Origin of the sequence: Maricaulis sp., assembly GCF_048270095.1 — a bacterium.
Taxonomy (GTDB): Bacteria; Pseudomonadota; Alphaproteobacteria; order Caulobacterales; family Maricaulaceae; genus Maricaulis.
The window spans coordinates 208,330-224,043 of record NZ_JBLWTL010000001.1 but is presented as its reverse complement, the minus strand read 5'-3'; the positions used below and the strand labels follow the sequence as shown (position 1 = coordinate 224,043).

General features: G+C 62.7%; 14 protein-coding genes. 1 reads left to right on the top strand and 13 read right to left on the bottom strand.

Translation table 11 applies throughout. The annotated features are described in order from the left end of the window. Nucleotides 1–9 precede the first annotated feature (9 nt). The 8 genes from miaB to ACN0YJ_RS01070 all read right to left on the bottom strand — a co-directional run bounded on the left by miaB (nucleotide 10) and on the right by ACN0YJ_RS01070 (nucleotide 6,179). Nucleotides 10–1,380, bottom strand: coding sequence for a tRNA (N6-isopentenyl adenosine(37)-C2)-methylthiotransferase MiaB (miaB, locus tag ACN0YJ_RS01105; RefSeq protein ID WP_417495088.1), 1,371 nt, complete (start codon nucleotides 1,378–1,380; stop codon nucleotides 10–12). 107 nt (nucleotides 1,381–1,487) lie between these two features. Beyond that, nucleotides 1,488–2,741, bottom strand: a complete 1,254-nt coding sequence (locus ACN0YJ_RS01100; RefSeq protein WP_417495087.1) for a TCR/Tet family MFS transporter — start codon at nucleotides 2,739–2,741, stop codon at nucleotides 1,488–1,490. A gap of 21 nt (nucleotides 2,742–2,762) precedes the next feature. Next, complete coding sequence (locus ACN0YJ_RS01095) at nucleotides 2,763–3,182, bottom strand: Fur family transcriptional regulator (protein WP_417476604.1); 420 nt, start codon at nucleotides 3,180–3,182, stop codon at nucleotides 2,763–2,765. A 10-nt stretch (nucleotides 3,183–3,192) separates the two neighbouring features. Further along, entirely contained in the window at nucleotides 3,193–3,684 is a 492-nt protein-coding gene (locus ACN0YJ_RS01090; protein ID WP_417476603.1) for a GNAT family N-acetyltransferase, read from the bottom strand. Beyond that, on the bottom strand, nucleotides 3,681–4,322 hold the full coding sequence (gene tsaB, locus ACN0YJ_RS01085; protein WP_417495086.1) for a tRNA (adenosine(37)-N6)-threonylcarbamoyltransferase complex dimerization subunit type 1 TsaB: 642 nt from the start codon (nucleotides 4,320–4,322) through the stop codon (nucleotides 3,681–3,683). Before tsaB ends, ACN0YJ_RS01090 begins: the two co-directional genes overlap by 4 nt. Nucleotides 4,323–4,331: 9 nt before the next feature. Further along, nucleotides 4,332–4,961: a malonic semialdehyde reductase gene (locus ACN0YJ_RS01080; protein ID WP_417476601.1), complete on the bottom strand. Its 630-nt coding sequence runs from the start codon at nucleotides 4,959–4,961 to the stop codon at nucleotides 4,332–4,334. Nucleotides 4,962–5,070: 109 nt separating this feature from the next. Next, nucleotides 5,071–5,634 (bottom strand): NifU family protein, encoded by a 564-nt coding sequence (locus tag ACN0YJ_RS01075; RefSeq protein ID WP_417490064.1) that lies wholly within the window; start codon nucleotides 5,632–5,634, stop codon nucleotides 5,071–5,073. A gap of 68 nt (nucleotides 5,635–5,702) precedes the next feature. Then, nucleotides 5,703–6,179: a universal stress protein gene (locus ACN0YJ_RS01070; protein ID WP_417476599.1), complete on the bottom strand. Its 477-nt coding sequence runs from the start codon at nucleotides 6,177–6,179 to the stop codon at nucleotides 5,703–5,705. An 80-nt stretch (nucleotides 6,180–6,259) separates the two neighbouring features. On the opposite strand from ACN0YJ_RS01070, the gene ACN0YJ_RS01065 reads away from it, so the two are divergent. Next, nucleotides 6,260–6,850, top strand: coding sequence for a hypothetical protein (locus tag ACN0YJ_RS01065; protein ID WP_417495085.1), 591 nt, complete (start codon nucleotides 6,260–6,262; stop codon nucleotides 6,848–6,850). 4 nt (nucleotides 6,851–6,854) lie between these two features. Here ACN0YJ_RS01065 and ACN0YJ_RS01060 read toward each other — a convergent pair whose 3' ends face one another. From ACN0YJ_RS01060 to mutS, 5 genes are all read right to left on the bottom strand, one after another. Next, nucleotides 6,855–7,397 (bottom strand): copper chaperone PCu(A)C, encoded by a 543-nt coding sequence (locus ACN0YJ_RS01060; RefSeq protein WP_417476597.1) that lies wholly within the window; start codon nucleotides 7,395–7,397, stop codon nucleotides 6,855–6,857. 81 nt (nucleotides 7,398–7,478) lie between these two features. Beyond that, entirely contained in the window at nucleotides 7,479–8,516 is a 1,038-nt protein-coding gene (gene trpS / locus ACN0YJ_RS01055) for a tryptophan--tRNA ligase (RefSeq protein ID WP_417476596.1), read from the bottom strand. Between the two features lie 64 nt (nucleotides 8,517–8,580). After that, nucleotides 8,581–10,125, bottom strand: coding sequence for a murein biosynthesis integral membrane protein MurJ (gene murJ / locus ACN0YJ_RS01050; protein ID WP_417476595.1), 1,545 nt, complete (start codon nucleotides 10,123–10,125; stop codon nucleotides 8,581–8,583). 2 nt (nucleotides 10,126–10,127) lie between these two features. Further along, on the bottom strand, nucleotides 10,128–12,935 hold the full coding sequence (gene glnD / locus ACN0YJ_RS01045; RefSeq protein WP_417495084.1) for a [protein-PII] uridylyltransferase: 2,808 nt from the start codon (nucleotides 12,933–12,935) through the stop codon (nucleotides 10,128–10,130). A gap of 35 nt (nucleotides 12,936–12,970) precedes the next feature. Beyond that, entirely contained in the window at nucleotides 12,971–15,661 is a 2,691-nt protein-coding gene (gene mutS / locus ACN0YJ_RS01040) for a DNA mismatch repair protein MutS (protein WP_417495083.1), read from the bottom strand. Between the last annotated feature and the right edge of the window lie 53 nt (nucleotides 15,662–15,714).

Here is a 15,714-nt window from a genome sequence, read left to right as displayed (position 1 = left end):
TGACCGGACTCACGCGACGTCTCGCTCGGTGCCCACCAGCCGGCCGGACAATGAATTGCGCGACGCCGCCTCGATCTCGACCTGGCCGATACGGCCGATCAACTCGGCCGGACCGTCGACATGGACCGATTGCAAATAGGGGCTGCGGCCGTGCAATTGCCCGGGAAGCCGGCCTGCTTTTTCGAACAAGACCGGCAGGGTGCGGCCGATCTGCGAGCGATTGAAATCCGTCTGCTGTTCGTCGAGCAGGGCCTGCAACGCATGCAAACGCGTCGTCTTCACTGTCTCGTCGATCTGGTTTGGCATGGCTGCACCGGGCGTGCCCGGACGACGCGAATACTTGAAGGAAAAGGCGCTGGCATAGCCGATCTCGCGGACGCAGCGCATCGTATCCTCGAAGTCGGCATCGGTTTCGCCCGGAAAGCCAACGATAAAATCGCCCGAGATCGCGATGTCGGGGCGTACTTCGCGCATACGCGCTATCAGCTCGGCGTATTCGGCATAGGTGTGCTGGCGATTCATCGCCTTGAGGATCTTGTCCGACCCGCTCTGAATCGGCAGGTGTAGATAGGGCATGATCTTGGATTCATCGCGATGGGTGGCAATCAGCGCCTCATCCATATCGCGCGGATGACTGGTCAGATAACGCACGCGCTCAATACCGCCAATCAGGGCGATATGACGCAGCAACTGGCCGAGCCCCCAGGATCCGTCAGCCTCGCGGCCAGCCGGCGGGGCGCCATGATAGGCGTTCACATTCTGGCCCAGCAGGGTGATCTCGCGCACGCCCTTGGCGGCGAGACGGCGGATCTCGTCAACCAGCTGGTCAACCGGGCGCGACCATTCGGCGCCGCGCGTATAGGGCACGACGCAGAAGGTGCAGAATTTGTCGCAGCCTTCCTGCACCGTCACAAAGGCCGAATACCCCTCGACATGACGCTCGGTCGGCAATTGGTCGAACTTGTCCTCGACCTCGAACTCCGTATCCAGCGCCTCACCCCGGGCCCGGTGGGCGCGGGCAATCAGTTCAGGCAATTTGTGATAGCTCTGCGGCCCGACCACGAGATCGACGGTCGGCGCCCGGCGCATGATCTCGGCGCCCTCGGCCTGGGCGACACAGCCGGCGACGGCGATCGTCATGCCACCCTGGTCAGCCTTGGCGTCCTTGAAGGGGCGCAGGCGCCCGAGATCGGAATACAGCTTCTCCGCCGCCTTCTCGCGAATATGGCAGGTATTGATGATGACGAGGTCGGAGCCTTCGGCCTCCTCGGAGGTCTCATAGCCAAGCGGCGTCAGAACGTCCTTCATCCTTTCGGAATCATAGACATTCATCTGGCAACCATAGGTCTTGATATAAAGACGTTTACGCGTCGAGCTCATCGTCACTCTGGTGCAACCGCGACCGGTCGACTTGTTGGCACTCCGGTCCATGCCGGGGAAGCCGCGCGTTATGGGCGAAACTCATCCTCAAAGCAAGACCTGCCGCTTCACTCGGCCTCGGCCGGGACCGGTTTTGCGAGGGTTGCGACATCCTGGCTGCGCGAGGACAGGCCGACGATGAGCGCCAAAACCGTCAGCACGGCGGCCAGCAGGAATGCAGCACCGGGAAGGTAGACGGGGGCTGAGTCAGCGGTGAAGTAACGGAAGACTAACGGCAAGGTTAGCGGACCGATCACCATCGACAGGCTCTGCAGGCTCGACATCGCGCCCTGCAGCTCGCCCTGGCTATTGGCCGGCACCAGCCGGGTACAGATCGACTGCATCGCCGGACCCCCGATTCCAGCCAGGGAACCGAAAGCCATGATGACGTAGAAGACCCAGACTTCGCTGACAAATCCATAGCCGATATAGGCCAGGGCCGCGATCGAGAAGCCGATTCCATAAGCCCGCCACTCGCCAATTCTGGCGACGATAATCCGGGTCAACCCACCCTGGACAATGGCCGACGCCAGCCCGACCGCCATCAGCGACAAGCCGATATCGCTCGGCGTCCAGTCAAAGCGCAAAGTCGAGAAATAAGTCCACAATGCCGGGAAGGCCGCATGCCCCAGGAAGAAGAGAAATGCCGCCGTCAACATGGCAAAAACGACTGGATACTGGCGCATCTGCAAGAGCGACCCGAACGGGTTGGCGCGCCGGATACTGAACGGCCGGCGGTTCTGGGGGCTCAGGGTTTCGGGCAGGATGAAATAGCCATAAATCACATTGATCCCGGCCAGGGCGGCCGCGGCAAAGAATGGATAACGCGGGTCGATTTCCCCGAGCAGGCCGCCCACCACAGGGCCCAGGATGAAGCCGAGCCCAAAGGCAGCGCCCATCATTCCGAAACGCCCGGCGCGGTCCTTGGCATCAGTAATATCAGCGATATAAGCGTTCGCTGTCGTATAGGTGGCACCAAATACGCCCGACAGCATACGGCCGAGAAACAGGACGGCGAAGCTCGTCGCCGTGCCCATGATCAGATAGTCGATCGTAAACCCGGCCATCGCAAACAAGAGGATACGGCGGCGGCCATAACGGTCGCTCAATCCCCCAATGATCGGCGCAAAGATGAATTGCGTGAACGCGAAAACGCCCATCAGCAGTCCGCCCATCACCGCGGCGCTCTCGATGGGCTGACCTGTCAGCTCCATCACCAATTGCGGCATCACCGGAATGATGATGCCAAATCCGATCATGTCGATCAGAACGGTGATGAAGATGAAGACGAAAGCGTGCTTGCCGGGTGGGCGTGCAGACATGAGCGCTCCTCGATCGGGCGCCTACTCCCCGGCGCTCTTGAGCGGTACGCCGTATAACTCCATGCGGTGATCGACAAGCTTGTAGCCCAGCTTGCGCGCGACCGCTTCCTGCAGCCGCTCGATCTCTTCATTGACGAATTCAATCACCTCGCCGGATTTCAGATCGATCAGGTGATCATGATGCTCGTCGCCGACTTCCTCATAGCGCGAGCGTCCATCGCGAAAATCATGACGCTCGATAATGCCGGCTTCTTCAAACAGCCGCACGGTCCGATAGACGGTTGCCAGGGATATCCGCGGATCTTCCGCGGCGGCGCGACGGTGAAGCTCCTCGGCATCAGGGTGATCTTCAGAATCCGACAGGACGCGGGCAATCACCCGGCGTTGGTCGGTCATCCGCAGACCCTTGTCGACGCAAAGTTTTTCGATCCGATCCGCCATGAGATATCCCTTATTCGCTGAGTGGAGTGATAGGCTGTGAACCGCTGGTCTGTCCATCACCGCAGAGTGCTTTTTCAAGAACCAGGGCATCGCTGCCATCAGGGTAGTAAGCCCGCCTTTGTCCGATCTGGCTGTAACCTGCCCGAAGATACAATGATTTCGCCGAGGTGTTGAGCGTCGAAACTTCAAGAAACAGCCGTGCTGCGCCGCGCGCCGCAGCATACGCTTCGCCACAGGCCAGGATTTGAGCACCGGCTCCCCGGCCCCGCTGTGCGGGTACGACACCGATTGTGAGGAGCTCGGCCTCATCAGCCGCGACACGGTATAGCGCCATGCCCACGACGGCATCACCGAACCACGCCACCAGGCCAAGTGTCGTCGGCATATGCATCATCGCCGCGATTTCACCCTCCGACCAGAAAGGCTGAAAACAGAGCGCATGGACTTGCGCCATTTTACCAGCCGAGTCCGGCCCGGTTCGCTCGACCCGTATCGTGCTCAAGGTTGCCGGCCTCCAGGCAATTTCGCATCCGGAGGGCGCGCATAGAAAGGCAGGGGCGGCGCCTGCGTGATATCGGCGCATTCCGCCAGGTCCAGAAGGGCCGGCAGGTCGATTGTCGTCAGGGCGAGATCGGTAAATTGCGGCAGATCGATCAGAGCCGCCCCGCTACCCGCGAGATGTCCGGTATCGCCGGCCAATTCCCGGATCCGGGTGGCCACGCCGGCGACGGGCAATAATTCGGGCTTGGTCGCGATCCCACCGGCCCAGACCTGAAGAATAATATCGCCGCGTTTGGCATCATGCAGCACGGCCAGTGGGCCGGAAATTCTCGCGGCCTGGGCCAAAACAGCCAGATTGCCGATCCCGACCGCCTGCGCATCTATTGCGAAGGCGAGGCCTCGAGCGAAAGCCACGCCAACCCGGCTGCCGGCGAAACTACCCGGGCCCGTCATCACGCCGATCCGCGTGATCTGGGCGGCTTTCAGACCCGCCTCTTCCAACATGCGTGCAATCATGGGGGCGAGATATTCAGCATGGCCGCGCCCGATCGGGTCCGAGCGGCACAAATCCGGCTGCCCCGCGACGCGCAGCGCCACGGAGCAATCAGAACCGGTCGTATCAATCGCCAACAAAGCCATGCGAGCGGTCTAGATGATTTGCGCGGCCTCGTCGAAGCTCAGACGCGGCAGGCGCGGGAAGAGGTTTTTCGTCGTCCCGACCCCGAGATTGATCAGGATGTCCGACTTCCAGTTTTCCGTCGCCGGATTTCCGGCAAAGAATTCGGCATCAACACCGGCCGCATCAAAGCCGGTCATCGGACCGGTATCGAGCCCCAGGGCCCTTGCGGCAATCAGAAAATAGCCAGCCTGAAGCACCGAATTGCGGCGGCCATTGAGCTCGGCACCCGGGCCGGTAAACCATTCGCGGGCCCCGGGATTGTGGGGCATTAACTGGGGAATCTTGTCATAATATTTCTCGTCCCAAGCGAAAATGACCGTCACCGGAGCCTGCATCGACTTGTCGACATTGCCTTCAGCCAGAAACGGCTTGAGCCGCGCCTTGGCGGCCTCGGATTGCACGAAGACAAAGCGGGCCGGCGAATTGTTCGCGCTGGTCGGACCCATTTTCGTAATGTCGTACAAACGCTTCAGCGTTTCCTCGGGGATCGGCGTTGGCTCGAAATCATTATAGGTGCGCGCTTCAAGAAAGATTTGCGCGATGGCATCTTCATCGATGACGGTGTTGGTGGTGGGTTTGCTGGTCACTTCGCCTGACATGTTTCGATCTCCGCAGAATGGATTGATGTTGCGGCAGACATAAACAGGCCGGGAACCGAATTTAATATGCCGAATTGGAAAAAGACTTGCTTCGTCCCGGACGCAGTCGTCAGGCGACCGCTTCAACGGACTGGATTTCCGGGATGTAATGCTTGAGGAGATTCTCGATTCCGGCCTTCAGCGTCATCGTCGAGGACGGGCAGCCAGAACACGCGCCGCGCATCTTCAGCCGCACCGTGCCGCTCTCGGCAAGGAAGGAATGGAACAGGATATCGCCGCCATCCTGGGCCACCGCGGGACGCACGCGCGTATCGATGAGCTCAATGATTTCCTTGACGATCTCGGCGTCGTCGCCGGCATAGGCGGCGTGGCCGCTCTCGGTTTCCGCATCGCCGAGAATCGGTCGACCCGATTGCAGACCGTCCATGATGGCGCCCAGCAGGAAGGGTTTGACATGATCCCACTCGACGGTGCCATCCTTGGTTATGGCAATGAAGTCCTCGCCGAGAAACACGCCCGTCACGCCCTGGATCAGGAAGAGATCAGCCGCCAGCGGCGAGGCCTCGGCAGCATCCGCTGTCTCGAATTCATGCGGTCCGCCGGGAGATATCTCGCGGCCGGGCAGGAATTTCAGCGTGTTGGGATTGGGTGTAGCTTCGGTCTGGATGAACATCGGGCATCTCCTTGTCCCTCAATTGGCGCTGAATCAGACAAGGTTCAACCCCATCATGGACAGGGTTATCAGGACATGGCGTCGATTTCGGAGTTTTCCATATCACCCGGCACCACCGTCACCGGGATGGCGCGGCCGCTGAACAAGCCCTTGCCCCGTGCCAGCGCCATCACAAGCGGGCCGGGACCTTCGCTCGAAACCGACGCGCCCAGCACCAGAAACGAGATCAGGGGATCGTCCTCGATCACCTGGGCCAGGACGGCGCGGCGCTCCCCTTCGCGCAAAACCAGCTCGGGCCGCTCACCCGTGACAGCCTCGGCATCCTCGGCGAGGGATTCGAGCATGGCTTCGGCAGCCACTTCAGCCTCCCGCTTCGCGGTCTCGGCGACCCCGATCCAGTGATTGAAATCACCGGTCTGGTAGGTGGCGAGGATCGCCACCTTGGCACCGAGCGTATGGGCGCGACGCGCAGCGAAATAGAGCGCCTTGCGACACTCGGGGCTGTCATCGGCGATGGTGAGAAATTTTCGGGTGCGATTTGACATTGTCGTGGAGTTTGGCGAGTTCAACGGGCCTCGTCCAGTATTTGGTTTCCCGGACGGGTGAAACAAGGGTGCGATCCGCCATGATTCAACATGAAGACCGGCGCAATGCAGCCAGTGGCCTGCGCACGACACACTTGACTGACGAGGCCCTCGTGCAGGCGAATGACCGCGACGAGGCTGCGCATACCATGGCGTTTGCTGATATTCGCTCGGTCCGGCTCAATGTGGAAATGGCCGGGCCTGCGAGCCAGGTTGTCTGCCGGGTCCAGGACGAATCCGGCCATGAACTCGTCTTCGGATCGATGAGCTGGGTGCGCCCGGGCGCCTGGGAATTGAAGGCCGACACGTTTCGAAATCTTCTTGTCGGCCTGCACCGGGCGCTCGCACCGCACCGCCACGCGATTCAATTCCTTGAGGGCTCGAAGCCCGGCTTCATGTGGACCCTGTTTACCGCCGGAGCCACGGCGGGCGCGGCCTGCCTGGCAGGCTTTGGCTGGCTTTTCCTGTTGCAGGAAAACGCCGTCGGCCTGTTCTTCCTTCCAGGCGTATTGGGCGGCGCCTGGCTGATGCGTGTGTTCTGGCCGCGCGCGCCCAAACCCTATGATCCCGACCGCTATGCGCTGGCCAAACCACTGGAGCCCGCGCCGACAACCGGCACGGACGCAGGCTGAAACGCTAGTCGGGAGCGGCCGCCGGCGCCGTCGAGCGGACGTCAAACTCGACCGGAATCTCGCCCGTGCGCTCGAACACCAGCACGCCAGACACGCTCTGGCCCTCAACCACCGGATCCAGCCCGAACACCATCAGATGATGGCCGCCGGGCGCGAACAGCAGCGGACCTGCCGGCCCGATATCCTGCGGGCCGATCGGACGCATCTGCATCATGCCGGTCTCGGGGTCCATGGTGTGACCATGAAGTTCGACCCGGTCGGCACCATCAATGCGGGCCGAAACCAGACGGTCTGCGGTGCCCGCACCCAGCGAAGCCGCGAAATAGGCGGCGGTGACGTCACGGCCTTGCGGATGCGGCCGCATCCAGGCGGCGCGGACATTGATCACCGGTGCGATGCCATCATCCGGCAAGGGCGCCGGCGCAGCATCGGGCGCCATCTCGGACATGGCATGACCGCCATCATGGCTGACGGCAACATCTTCCTCGACGCCGCCACAGCCGACCAGCAGAGCGGCCGCGGCCACACTCAGGGATAATCTCAACATCACGCGTCTCCAGATTTCGCCAGTCCAGTTACCCCGCCAGCAGACAGCCTGTCAGTGCGGCCATCTGTCCCGGAGCCGGAGCTAGCTCCAATATCCAATGATTTGTTTGGCTTGCTTGAGCACCGGCGCCGCCACGGTGCGTGCCCGCTCTGCCCCGTCGGTGAGAATCCGGTCGATCTCGGCCCGATCCGCCACCAGGCGACGGAACTCATCGGAGATTGGTGCCAGATACTCGACGGCGACATCAGCAAGTGCGGGCTTGAACACGCCGAAGCCCTGGCCGGCGAACTCAGCCAGCACGTCGGCCTTGGTCCGGCCCGTCAGGGCGGCATAAATCCCGACCAGATTGGTGGCTTCGGGACGGGCATTCAACGCCTCAAGCGTGTCAGGCAGAGGCTCGGGGTCTGTCTTGGCCTTGCGGATCTTCCTGGCAATCGTGTCGGCATCATCATGCAGATTGATGCGCGAATTGTCGGACACATCCGACTTTGACATTTTCGACAATCCGTCGCGCAGGCTCATGATCCGCGCGCCCGGCCCCTGGATATAGGGTTCGGTGATCGGGAAGATCATCTCGCCGTCACCATAATCCCGGTTAAAACGGGCGGCGACGTCGCGGCACAATTCGAGATGCTGTTTCTGATCATCACCGACCGGTACATGGGTCGCCTTGTAGACCAGGATATCGGCCGCCATCAGGACCGGGTAGGTGAACAGGCCAACCGAGGCGCGCTCCTTGTCCTTGCCGGCCTTGTCCTTGAACTGGGTCATGCGCTCGGCCCAGCCCATGCGGGCGACGCAATTGAAAATCCACGCCAGCTCCGCATGCTCGGGAACCGCCGATTGTGCGAAGAGCGCGCTCTTGGCCGGATCAACGCCGGCAGCAATATAGGCCGCAGCGGCAGCCCGCACCGCACCGGGCAGCGCCTTGGGGTCGTGCGGCATGGTGATCGCATGCATGTCGACGACGCAATAAAAACACTCGAAGCTACCCTCATCCTGCAAGGCGACCCAGTTCTTGAGTGCCCCGAGATAATTGCCCAGATGCAGCTGACCGGTCGGCTGCATGCCGGAGAAGATGCGCTTCGGGCCGTTATATTCGGTCGGGTTTTCACTCATGGCGTGCCTCGGGTGGAATGAGGTTGAAAGAAGCCTGTGGTCATAACGGCCGCAATGGCAGGCCTCAAGGGCGCTTGAGCGCGTCAAGCAGCTCGGAAACCCTCAACGCGCCGGTCAGCATCGCCGACCCGCCAAATACCAGCGCACCAGAACCACAGACCAGCACCAGCGCCAAAAGCGGAATGCCAAAGCTGTGATCGATAATCCAGGCCGTATGCTGATCAGCCATCGCCAGGAAGGCCGACATCAGGATCACCGCGCCGAGAATGCGCGGCAGACGGTGCAGCAAGCGGGCGTCCGGCTGCAACAATCCGCGCTTGCGCAGGGTGACCGCGAGCAAAATGGCATTGACCCAGCCAGCCACTGAAGTGGCGATGGCCAGACCGAGGAAGTTCAACGGTCCAAAGAAGAGGATCAGGCCAAGCACCAGATTGACCGCGACAGAAACCGCCGCATACCGCATCGGTGTCATCGTGTCCTGGCGCGCGAAAAATCCGGGCGAGAGCACCTTGATCAGTACAAAGGCTGGCAAGCCGAACGCAAAGGCGACCACGGCCAGCGACACCCGGTCAGCCGCTTCGGCCGTGAAAGCACCGTTCTGATACAGGGCGGTGACGATAAAATGCGGAATGACGGCGAGCGCCGCAGCCGCGGGTAGCGTCAACGCCATCGAGACCTCGAGACCGCGATTCATCACATTGGCAGCTCCCGTCACATCGCCGGAACGCAGCCGGCCGGACAATGTCGGAAGCAACACAACACCCATTGCGATGCCGACCACGCCGAGCGGGAATTGGTAAAGGCGATCCGCATAATACAGCCAGGACCGTGCCCCCTCCTCCAGCGTCGCGATCGACGACGTCACGAGAATATTGATCTGCGTCACGCCAGCCGCCACAGCACCGGGAACGCCCAGCACGATCAACCGCCGGGTGTCCGGTGTCAGCCTGGGCAGGCGCAAACTCAGGCGCACACCGAGCTGGCGCACGGAAAACCAGAGCCAGGCGGTCTGCAGCACGCCGGATGCCGTGATACCGATACAAAGATAAAGCGCCATCTGCTCGCCGCCGGCACCGGAGAAAAGCATGGTGCCGATCAGGGTCAGATTGAGCAGCACCGGCGCCGCAGCCGCGGCGGCAAACTTGCCGTGCGAATTGAGCACGCCACTCAGCATGGCCGAGAGCGACATCATCAGCAGATAGGGCATGGTGATCTGCGTCAGCAGAACGGCCAGCTCGAAGGTTTGCGGATTTTCGATGAAACCCGGACCCAGCAGATACATCAGCCAGGGCATGCCGATCTGCGCCACAATCACGAAGATCAGCATCGCGGTGAAGAGCAGCGACAAGACCTGCCGTGCAAAACGCTGGGCGTCCGTTGGGCCGTCGCCTTCAAGCTTGCCTGCATAGAGCGGCACAAAGGCAGAATTGAACGCGCCTTCGGCGAAAATGCGCCGGAAAAGATTGGGAAACTGGAAGGCCGTCAGGAAGACGTCTGTCGTGGCACCGGCACCCAGTGCCGCCGCCAGAAGCATTTCCCGCACCAGTCCAAGAACCCGGCTTGCCGACGTGAACAGGCCGACAATGGCTGACGACCGCAAAAGACGCATGACTACCTCAAAACGCTGGCGCGGGCACGGGCGATACCGCGTTCGGCAGCCTTCTCGTCGAGCGCGGTTTCACTGGCACTCAGGACTGTGATCAAACCGGCATGAAGGCGTTCTGTCACGGCGGCGTCCTCCAGCTTGTGGCCCAGATGGGTGACGTAGAACACATCCGTGGCACGTTCGCCATAACCGTCGATCTGGGCGGAGGTCAGCGACAGGTTCTCATCGGCGATAACATCAGCCAGATCCGCCAACAGGCTCGGCCTGTCGCGCCCGGACGCTTCGATCACTGTGGCATGTTCAGCCAATTCATTGGAAATACTGACATAGGGCTCGACCCGGAAAGCTGCGTCACGATGCTTCATTGGCATGATGCGGCGTCGCCGCACGGGAAACTCTCCCGTGGCCACCAGTCTGAGATAGTCCACCAGGGCATCTCGCTTCGGCGTATCGTCACGGCCGTAGGGCTGGCCTGCCGCGTCCTGGATATGGAAAATATCAAAGACATTGCCCGACACGGTCGTATTGATGGTCGCGCCGACAACATCAGCACCCATATCGGCCAGGGCAGCGGCAATATCCGCGAACACGCGCTCGCGGTCCGGCGACCAGATCATGACTTCCGTCGCCGCCCGCCGCCGGTCGACCCGGACTGCGGCGGCCGAGGCACGACCCGTCTCGAAGACATGCCGGGCGAAGGCTGCGTGCCGGAAACGATCCTCCTCGGAGAATGAGACCCAATAGGCATCATTCAACTCCGCCGCCCACCACTCAGCGAAGGCCGGATTGATCCGGGCCAGGCTGGGCAGCGCCCTGTCACGTGTTGCCCGCGCCTTGTCAGACAGGGTTTCACGCGCCCGCTCCAGTCCGGCCCCTTCGCTTTTGAGCACCTGTTCGGTCGCCGCGTACAAATCCCGGATCAGCTGGCCCTTCCAGCCATTCCACACGCCCGGCCCGACGGCGCGAATATCGACCACGGTCAGCACAGTGAGCAGACGCAAGCGCTCGACTGTGCCGACAGCGGCGGCGAAATCCGCCACGGTCTGCGGATCGCTGAGATCGCGGCGTTGAGCGGTATCGCTGAGCAGGAGATGGGTCTGGATCAGCCAGGCAACGAGCTCGGTTTCGGTATCATCAAGTCCGAGCCGCTTGCAGGCGGTGCGTGCACGGATCGCGCCTTCAATACACTGATCGCCCGAACCCTTGCCGGTATCGTGAAGCAGGACCGCCAGATGCAGGGCGCGCCGCCGCTTGATCAGCGGCATGATCCGGGTCGTCAGCGGATGATCCAGCGGGTGCAGCCCATCCTCGATTTCGCGCAATATCCCCAGCGCCTGCAGGGTGTGCTCATCGACGGTGTAGTGGTGATACATGTTGAACTGGGTGCGCGCGACAATGTCCCCGAATTCCGGTATGTAGCGGCCCAAGAGCCCCGCTTCGGTCATCAGACGCAGAACCGGCATGGGCGCCGGCGAGTCCAGCAGGACCGCGAAGAAGGCCCGGGCTGCGCGCGGATCCTCGCGGAATTTCTCGTCGACATGATGCAAGGTCCGTCCGATCCGGGCGACGGCCTCGGGGTGCAGGTCCAGCCGCCGGGAAGCCGCGACGTGAAAGAAGCGGATCAGGCAGACAGGATCGTCGGCAATCTGGGTCGGATTGGCGAAATCGAGACGGCCATCGCGCAGCACGAATTTGCCGAGATCCGGCGTCTCGTCCGGGTCTTCTCCGGGCAGGAAACGCGCCAGGCCGCGCGGTTTTGACTTCCACGCATCGGATTCCAGCTTGGCGCACACCAGACGCGTCAGCGCACCGACATCCATGGCTGCGCGGAAATACGCCCGCATGAAGCGTTCGACTGCACTTTCATCTTCGCCGTCCTCGAACCCCATCCGGGCCGCGATTTCCGGCTGTAGATCGAATGTCAGTCTTTCATCCTTTCCGCCAGCCAGGGCGTGAAGGTGAAAGCGGATCGTCCACAACAGATCATCCGCGGCGACGTATTTCACAACGTCATCGACCGATAGCAGGCGGCTGCCGACCCAGCGTTCAAACGCATCCGCGCCATAGAGGAATTGCGCCAGCCAGCGCATCAGCTGCAGATCGCGCAGGGCGCCCTTGCCCGATTTGATATTGGGCTCAACCGTGTAGCGCGACCGGCCCGCCTTCTCGATCCGGGCGTCGCGTTCGCGCAGTTTCGCCTCGACGAATCCGGTCTTGTCGCCAGCGATCACTTCCTCACGAAAACGGCTGGCGAGTGCATTGGCCTGCGCCTCGTCACCGGCCAGATAACGCAGGCTCAGCAAGGCCGTGCGTTCGGAGGCGTTTTCGCGGGTGATTTCCAGGGTTTCATCGATCGTGCGGCAGGCGCCGCCGCCGACATCGATCTTGATGTCCCACAGCGCGTAGAGCACGCGCTCCAGGAAGGCATCCGTCGCGGCATCGCCATCATCGGGTTTGATCAGGAGCAGGTCGACATCGGAAAATGGCGCCAATTCACCAGCGCCGAAACCACCCAGGGCGCAAAGCGTAACGCCGCGCGAGCCGTCGAGGTCGCCTGCGGCCATGGAATCAAACAGGGCGTGCAGGCTGACGCTCCCCCCGCCGCCCCGCGCCGGGGGTGCCACCGCCCCGCCGCCGCCTTGCGAGAGACAGTCCCCCGCCTGCTCGCGGACCCGGTCGAGCGCCGCGCGGACATGGCCCACCGCTGTCGGCCGGGCCGCCGGGGAATCCCAGCCCCGCTTGGCGATAGCCGCCGCCAGCTGGGCGCGCAGCGTCAAGGCATTCAGCGAAGCGGGGAGTGCCGGATGGGTCATCTGGGTCTCAGCCTAGTCTACGGTGCGGTGCGGCGTCACTCATTCTTCATCAGCGCCTTGAGTTGATACAGGATATCGAGCGCCTCGCGCGGCGCCAGCCCGTCAGGTTCGATGTCAGACAATCGCAATTCGACCGCCGATTCCCGGGCCTCGACAACCGGTTCGGAAAGCGCAAACAGGGGCAGGTCGGCGAGCGCCGCAGCCGGTGCGCCCTCCGATTCCAGCCGCGCCAGGATCGTCTTGGCACGCCGGATCGCAACCGGCGGCAGGCCGGCACGGCGCGCAACCTCAATCCCGTAGGAGCGATCCGCAGCCCCGGGCCCGACCTCGTGCAGGAAAACCAGCTCACCTTTCCACTCGCGCGCCTTGAGCGAGCAATTGCCCGCCGCTTCGAGGTCATCGGCCAGCCGGGTAAGCTCATGATAATGCGTGGCGAACAAGGCGCGGCACTGATTGACGCCATGCAAATGTTCCGCCGCGGCCCAGGCAATGGAGAGACCGTCGAATGTCGCCGTACCGCGGCCAATTTCGTCGAGGATGACAAAGCTGCGGCCCGTGGCCTGGTTGAGAATGGCCGAAGCCTCGATCATTTCCGCCATGAAGGTCGAGCGGCCGCGCGCCAGGTCATCGGCAGCGCCAACGCGCGAATAGAGCCGGTCGGCGATCCCGATCCGGGCCGAACGGGCCGGCACATAACAGCCCGCCTGTGCCAGCATCAGGATCAGTGCATTCTGCCGCAAATACGTGGACTTACCGGCCATGTTCGGCCCGGTCACGAAGACCAGGCGGGCTGCGGCGGTACCGGCCCCGTCGAGCCTGCAATCATTGGGCGTGAAACGGCCTTCACCGGTGCGCTGCAAGGCGCGTTCGACGACGGGATGGCGGCCGCCGGCGACGGCAAAGACCGAACTGTCCTCGACCACCGGGCGGCAAGCTTCTGTTTCAATGGCCCATTCGGCGAGCCCGGCGGCGACATCGAGCTCGGCCAGGGCGCGAGCGGACTGCCGGATCAGCTCAGCCTGACCCTCGACCCCTTGGCAAAGCCCTTGAAAAACCTCGATTTCCATTGCCAGCGCCCGTTCGCCGGCACTGGAGATGCGCGATTCCAGATCGGCCAGCTCCACTGTCGAGAAACGCACCACATTCGCCATGGTCTGGCGATGGATAAAATCTTCGCGGCCCATCAGCTGATCGGCATGTTTGGCGGTCACTTCAGCGAAATAGCCCAGCACGTTATTATGCCGTATTTTCAATCCGCTAACGCCGGTGGCTTCGGCATAGGTCTGCTGCAGGCCGGCGACGATACGGCGCGAGGCGTCGCGCAATTTGCGGGTCTCGTCGAGCTCGGGCCGCCATTCGGGCGCGACAAAACCACCATCGCGGGCCAGCAAGGGGGGCTCATCAAGGATAGCGCGTTCCAGATCACCCACCAGGGCAGACAATTCCGGCTTGTCGGCCAGGGATAGCGCCGCCAGATTTTCGGCGACCAAGGGCGGCGGGGCGGTGAGCGGGGCGGCGAGAATGCGGGTCGCGAGCGCTTGACCTTCGGCCAGGGCTGCGGCCAGGGCCTTGAGATCGCGCGGGCCGCCGCGGCCGAGTAGCAGGCGGGACAGGGCGCGTTCCGGGTCACCCGCCGATTTCAGGCGATCACGGATGTCGCGGCGCAATTCCGAGGACGCCTCGAAAAAGCTTATTGCATCAAGGCGTTGTTCGATCTGCACGACATCCGTCAGCGGCCGCGCCAGGCGTTCGGCGAGGCATCTGGCGCCCGGGGCGGTGACGGTGCGGTCGATGGCGTCGAGCAGGGAGCCGGTGCGGTTGCCGCTCAATGTCCGGTCGATTTCAAGGCTGGCGCGGGTCGCCGGATCGACGGCGAGGACGCTGCCTTGGGCGATCTGGCGTGGCGGGGCAAGCTTGGCCGGCGCTCCGGCCTGCGACAGGGCGAGGTAGTCGAGCAATGCGCCAAGAGCGGACCGCTCAGCACGCGTAAACTCGCCATAAGCCGTCAGTTCATGTACCGCAAAGTGGCCTTTAAGTTGCCGTTCGGCAGAGGCCGCGTCGAATTTGGCCCGGGCGAGCGGTGTGACCGTCGCGCGCGGCGCCAGTTCGCCGCCCTCCTTGAAGCGGGTTTCCTCGACCAGAAGCTCCACCGGATTCATCGCGGCGAGTTCGGCGGCGAGATTTTCGGCTGCCACCAGCATGACCGCAAACTCACCCGTCGAGACCTCGGCCCAGGCAATCGCGCACTCGCCGCTCGCCAGACGGGCCAGCGCCGCAATGCGGTTGGAACTGCGCGGATCGAGCAATGTGTCTTCGGTCAGCGTGCCCGGCGTGACGACGCGGCGGATCGCCCGGTTGACGACGGATTTGGAACCGCGCGCCTTGGCCGCCTTGGGATCCTCGGTCTGCTCACCAACGGCAACCTTGAAACCGGCCTTGATCAGGCGCGCGAGATAGGCTTCCGATGCTGCGGCGGGAACACCGCACATCTGGATCGGCTGACCCTGGTGTTCGCCGCGCTTGGTCAGGGCGATATCGAGTGCGGCGGAAGCGCGCACGGCATCGTCGAAGAAAAGTTCGTAGAAGTCGCCCATGCGATAAAACAGCAGCGCATCGCCCGGCGCCTGCGCGCGCAGGGCGAGGTATTGCGCCATCATCGGCGTGGCGCCTTCAGGGTCGGGAAATTGCCGATCAGCCGGAACCGGCATTTGTATCATCGCATTCATCGAGGCGGTCCGTGACGAGGTTTCGTCTTGCGTGCAAGGGGGCGAAGCGGCTA

What these genes read in the sequence shown, in the direction of transcription:
- miaB (WP_417495088.1), bottom strand. Translation starts at nt 1,380, where the DNA reads ATGAGCTCGACGCGTAAACGTCTTTATATCAAGACCTATGGTTGCCAG.
- ACN0YJ_RS01100 (WP_417495087.1), bottom strand. Translation starts at nt 2,741, where the DNA reads ATGTCTGCACGCCCACCCGGCAAGCACGCTTTCGTCTTCATCTTCATC.
- ACN0YJ_RS01095 (WP_417476604.1), bottom strand. Translation starts at nt 3,182, where the DNA reads ATGGCGGATCGGATCGAAAAACTTTGCGTCGACAAGGGTCTGCGGATG.
- tsaB (WP_417495086.1), bottom strand. Translation starts at nt 4,322, where the DNA reads ATGGCTTTGTTGGCGATTGATACGACCGGTTCTGATTGCTCCGTGGCG.
- ACN0YJ_RS01080 (WP_417476601.1), bottom strand. Translation starts at nt 4,961, where the DNA reads ATGTCAGGCGAAGTGACCAGCAAACCCACCACCAACACCGTCATCGAT.
- ACN0YJ_RS01075 (WP_417490064.1), bottom strand. Translation starts at nt 5,634, where the DNA reads ATGTTCATCCAGACCGAAGCTACACCCAATCCCAACACGCTGAAATTC.
- ACN0YJ_RS01070 (WP_417476599.1), bottom strand. Translation starts at nt 6,179, where the DNA reads ATGTCAAATCGCACCCGAAAATTTCTCACCATCGCCGATGACAGCCCC.
- ACN0YJ_RS01065 (WP_417495085.1), top strand. Translation starts at nt 6,260, where the DNA reads ATGATTCAACATGAAGACCGGCGCAATGCAGCCAGTGGCCTGCGCACG.
- ACN0YJ_RS01060 (WP_417476597.1), bottom strand. Translation starts at nt 7,397, where the DNA reads ATGTTGAGATTATCCCTGAGTGTGGCCGCGGCCGCTCTGCTGGTCGGC.
- trpS (WP_417476596.1), bottom strand. Translation starts at nt 8,516, where the DNA reads ATGAGTGAAAACCCGACCGAATATAACGGCCCGAAGCGCATCTTCTCC.
- murJ (WP_417476595.1), bottom strand. Translation starts at nt 10,125, where the DNA reads ATGCGTCTTTTGCGGTCGTCAGCCATTGTCGGCCTGTTCACGTCGGCA.
- glnD (WP_417495084.1), bottom strand. Translation starts at nt 12,935, where the DNA reads ATGACCCATCCGGCACTCCCCGCTTCGCTGAATGCCTTGACGCTGCGC.
- mutS (WP_417495083.1), bottom strand. Translation starts at nt 15,661, where the DNA reads ATGAATGCGATGATACAAATGCCGGTTCCGGCTGATCGGCAATTTCCC.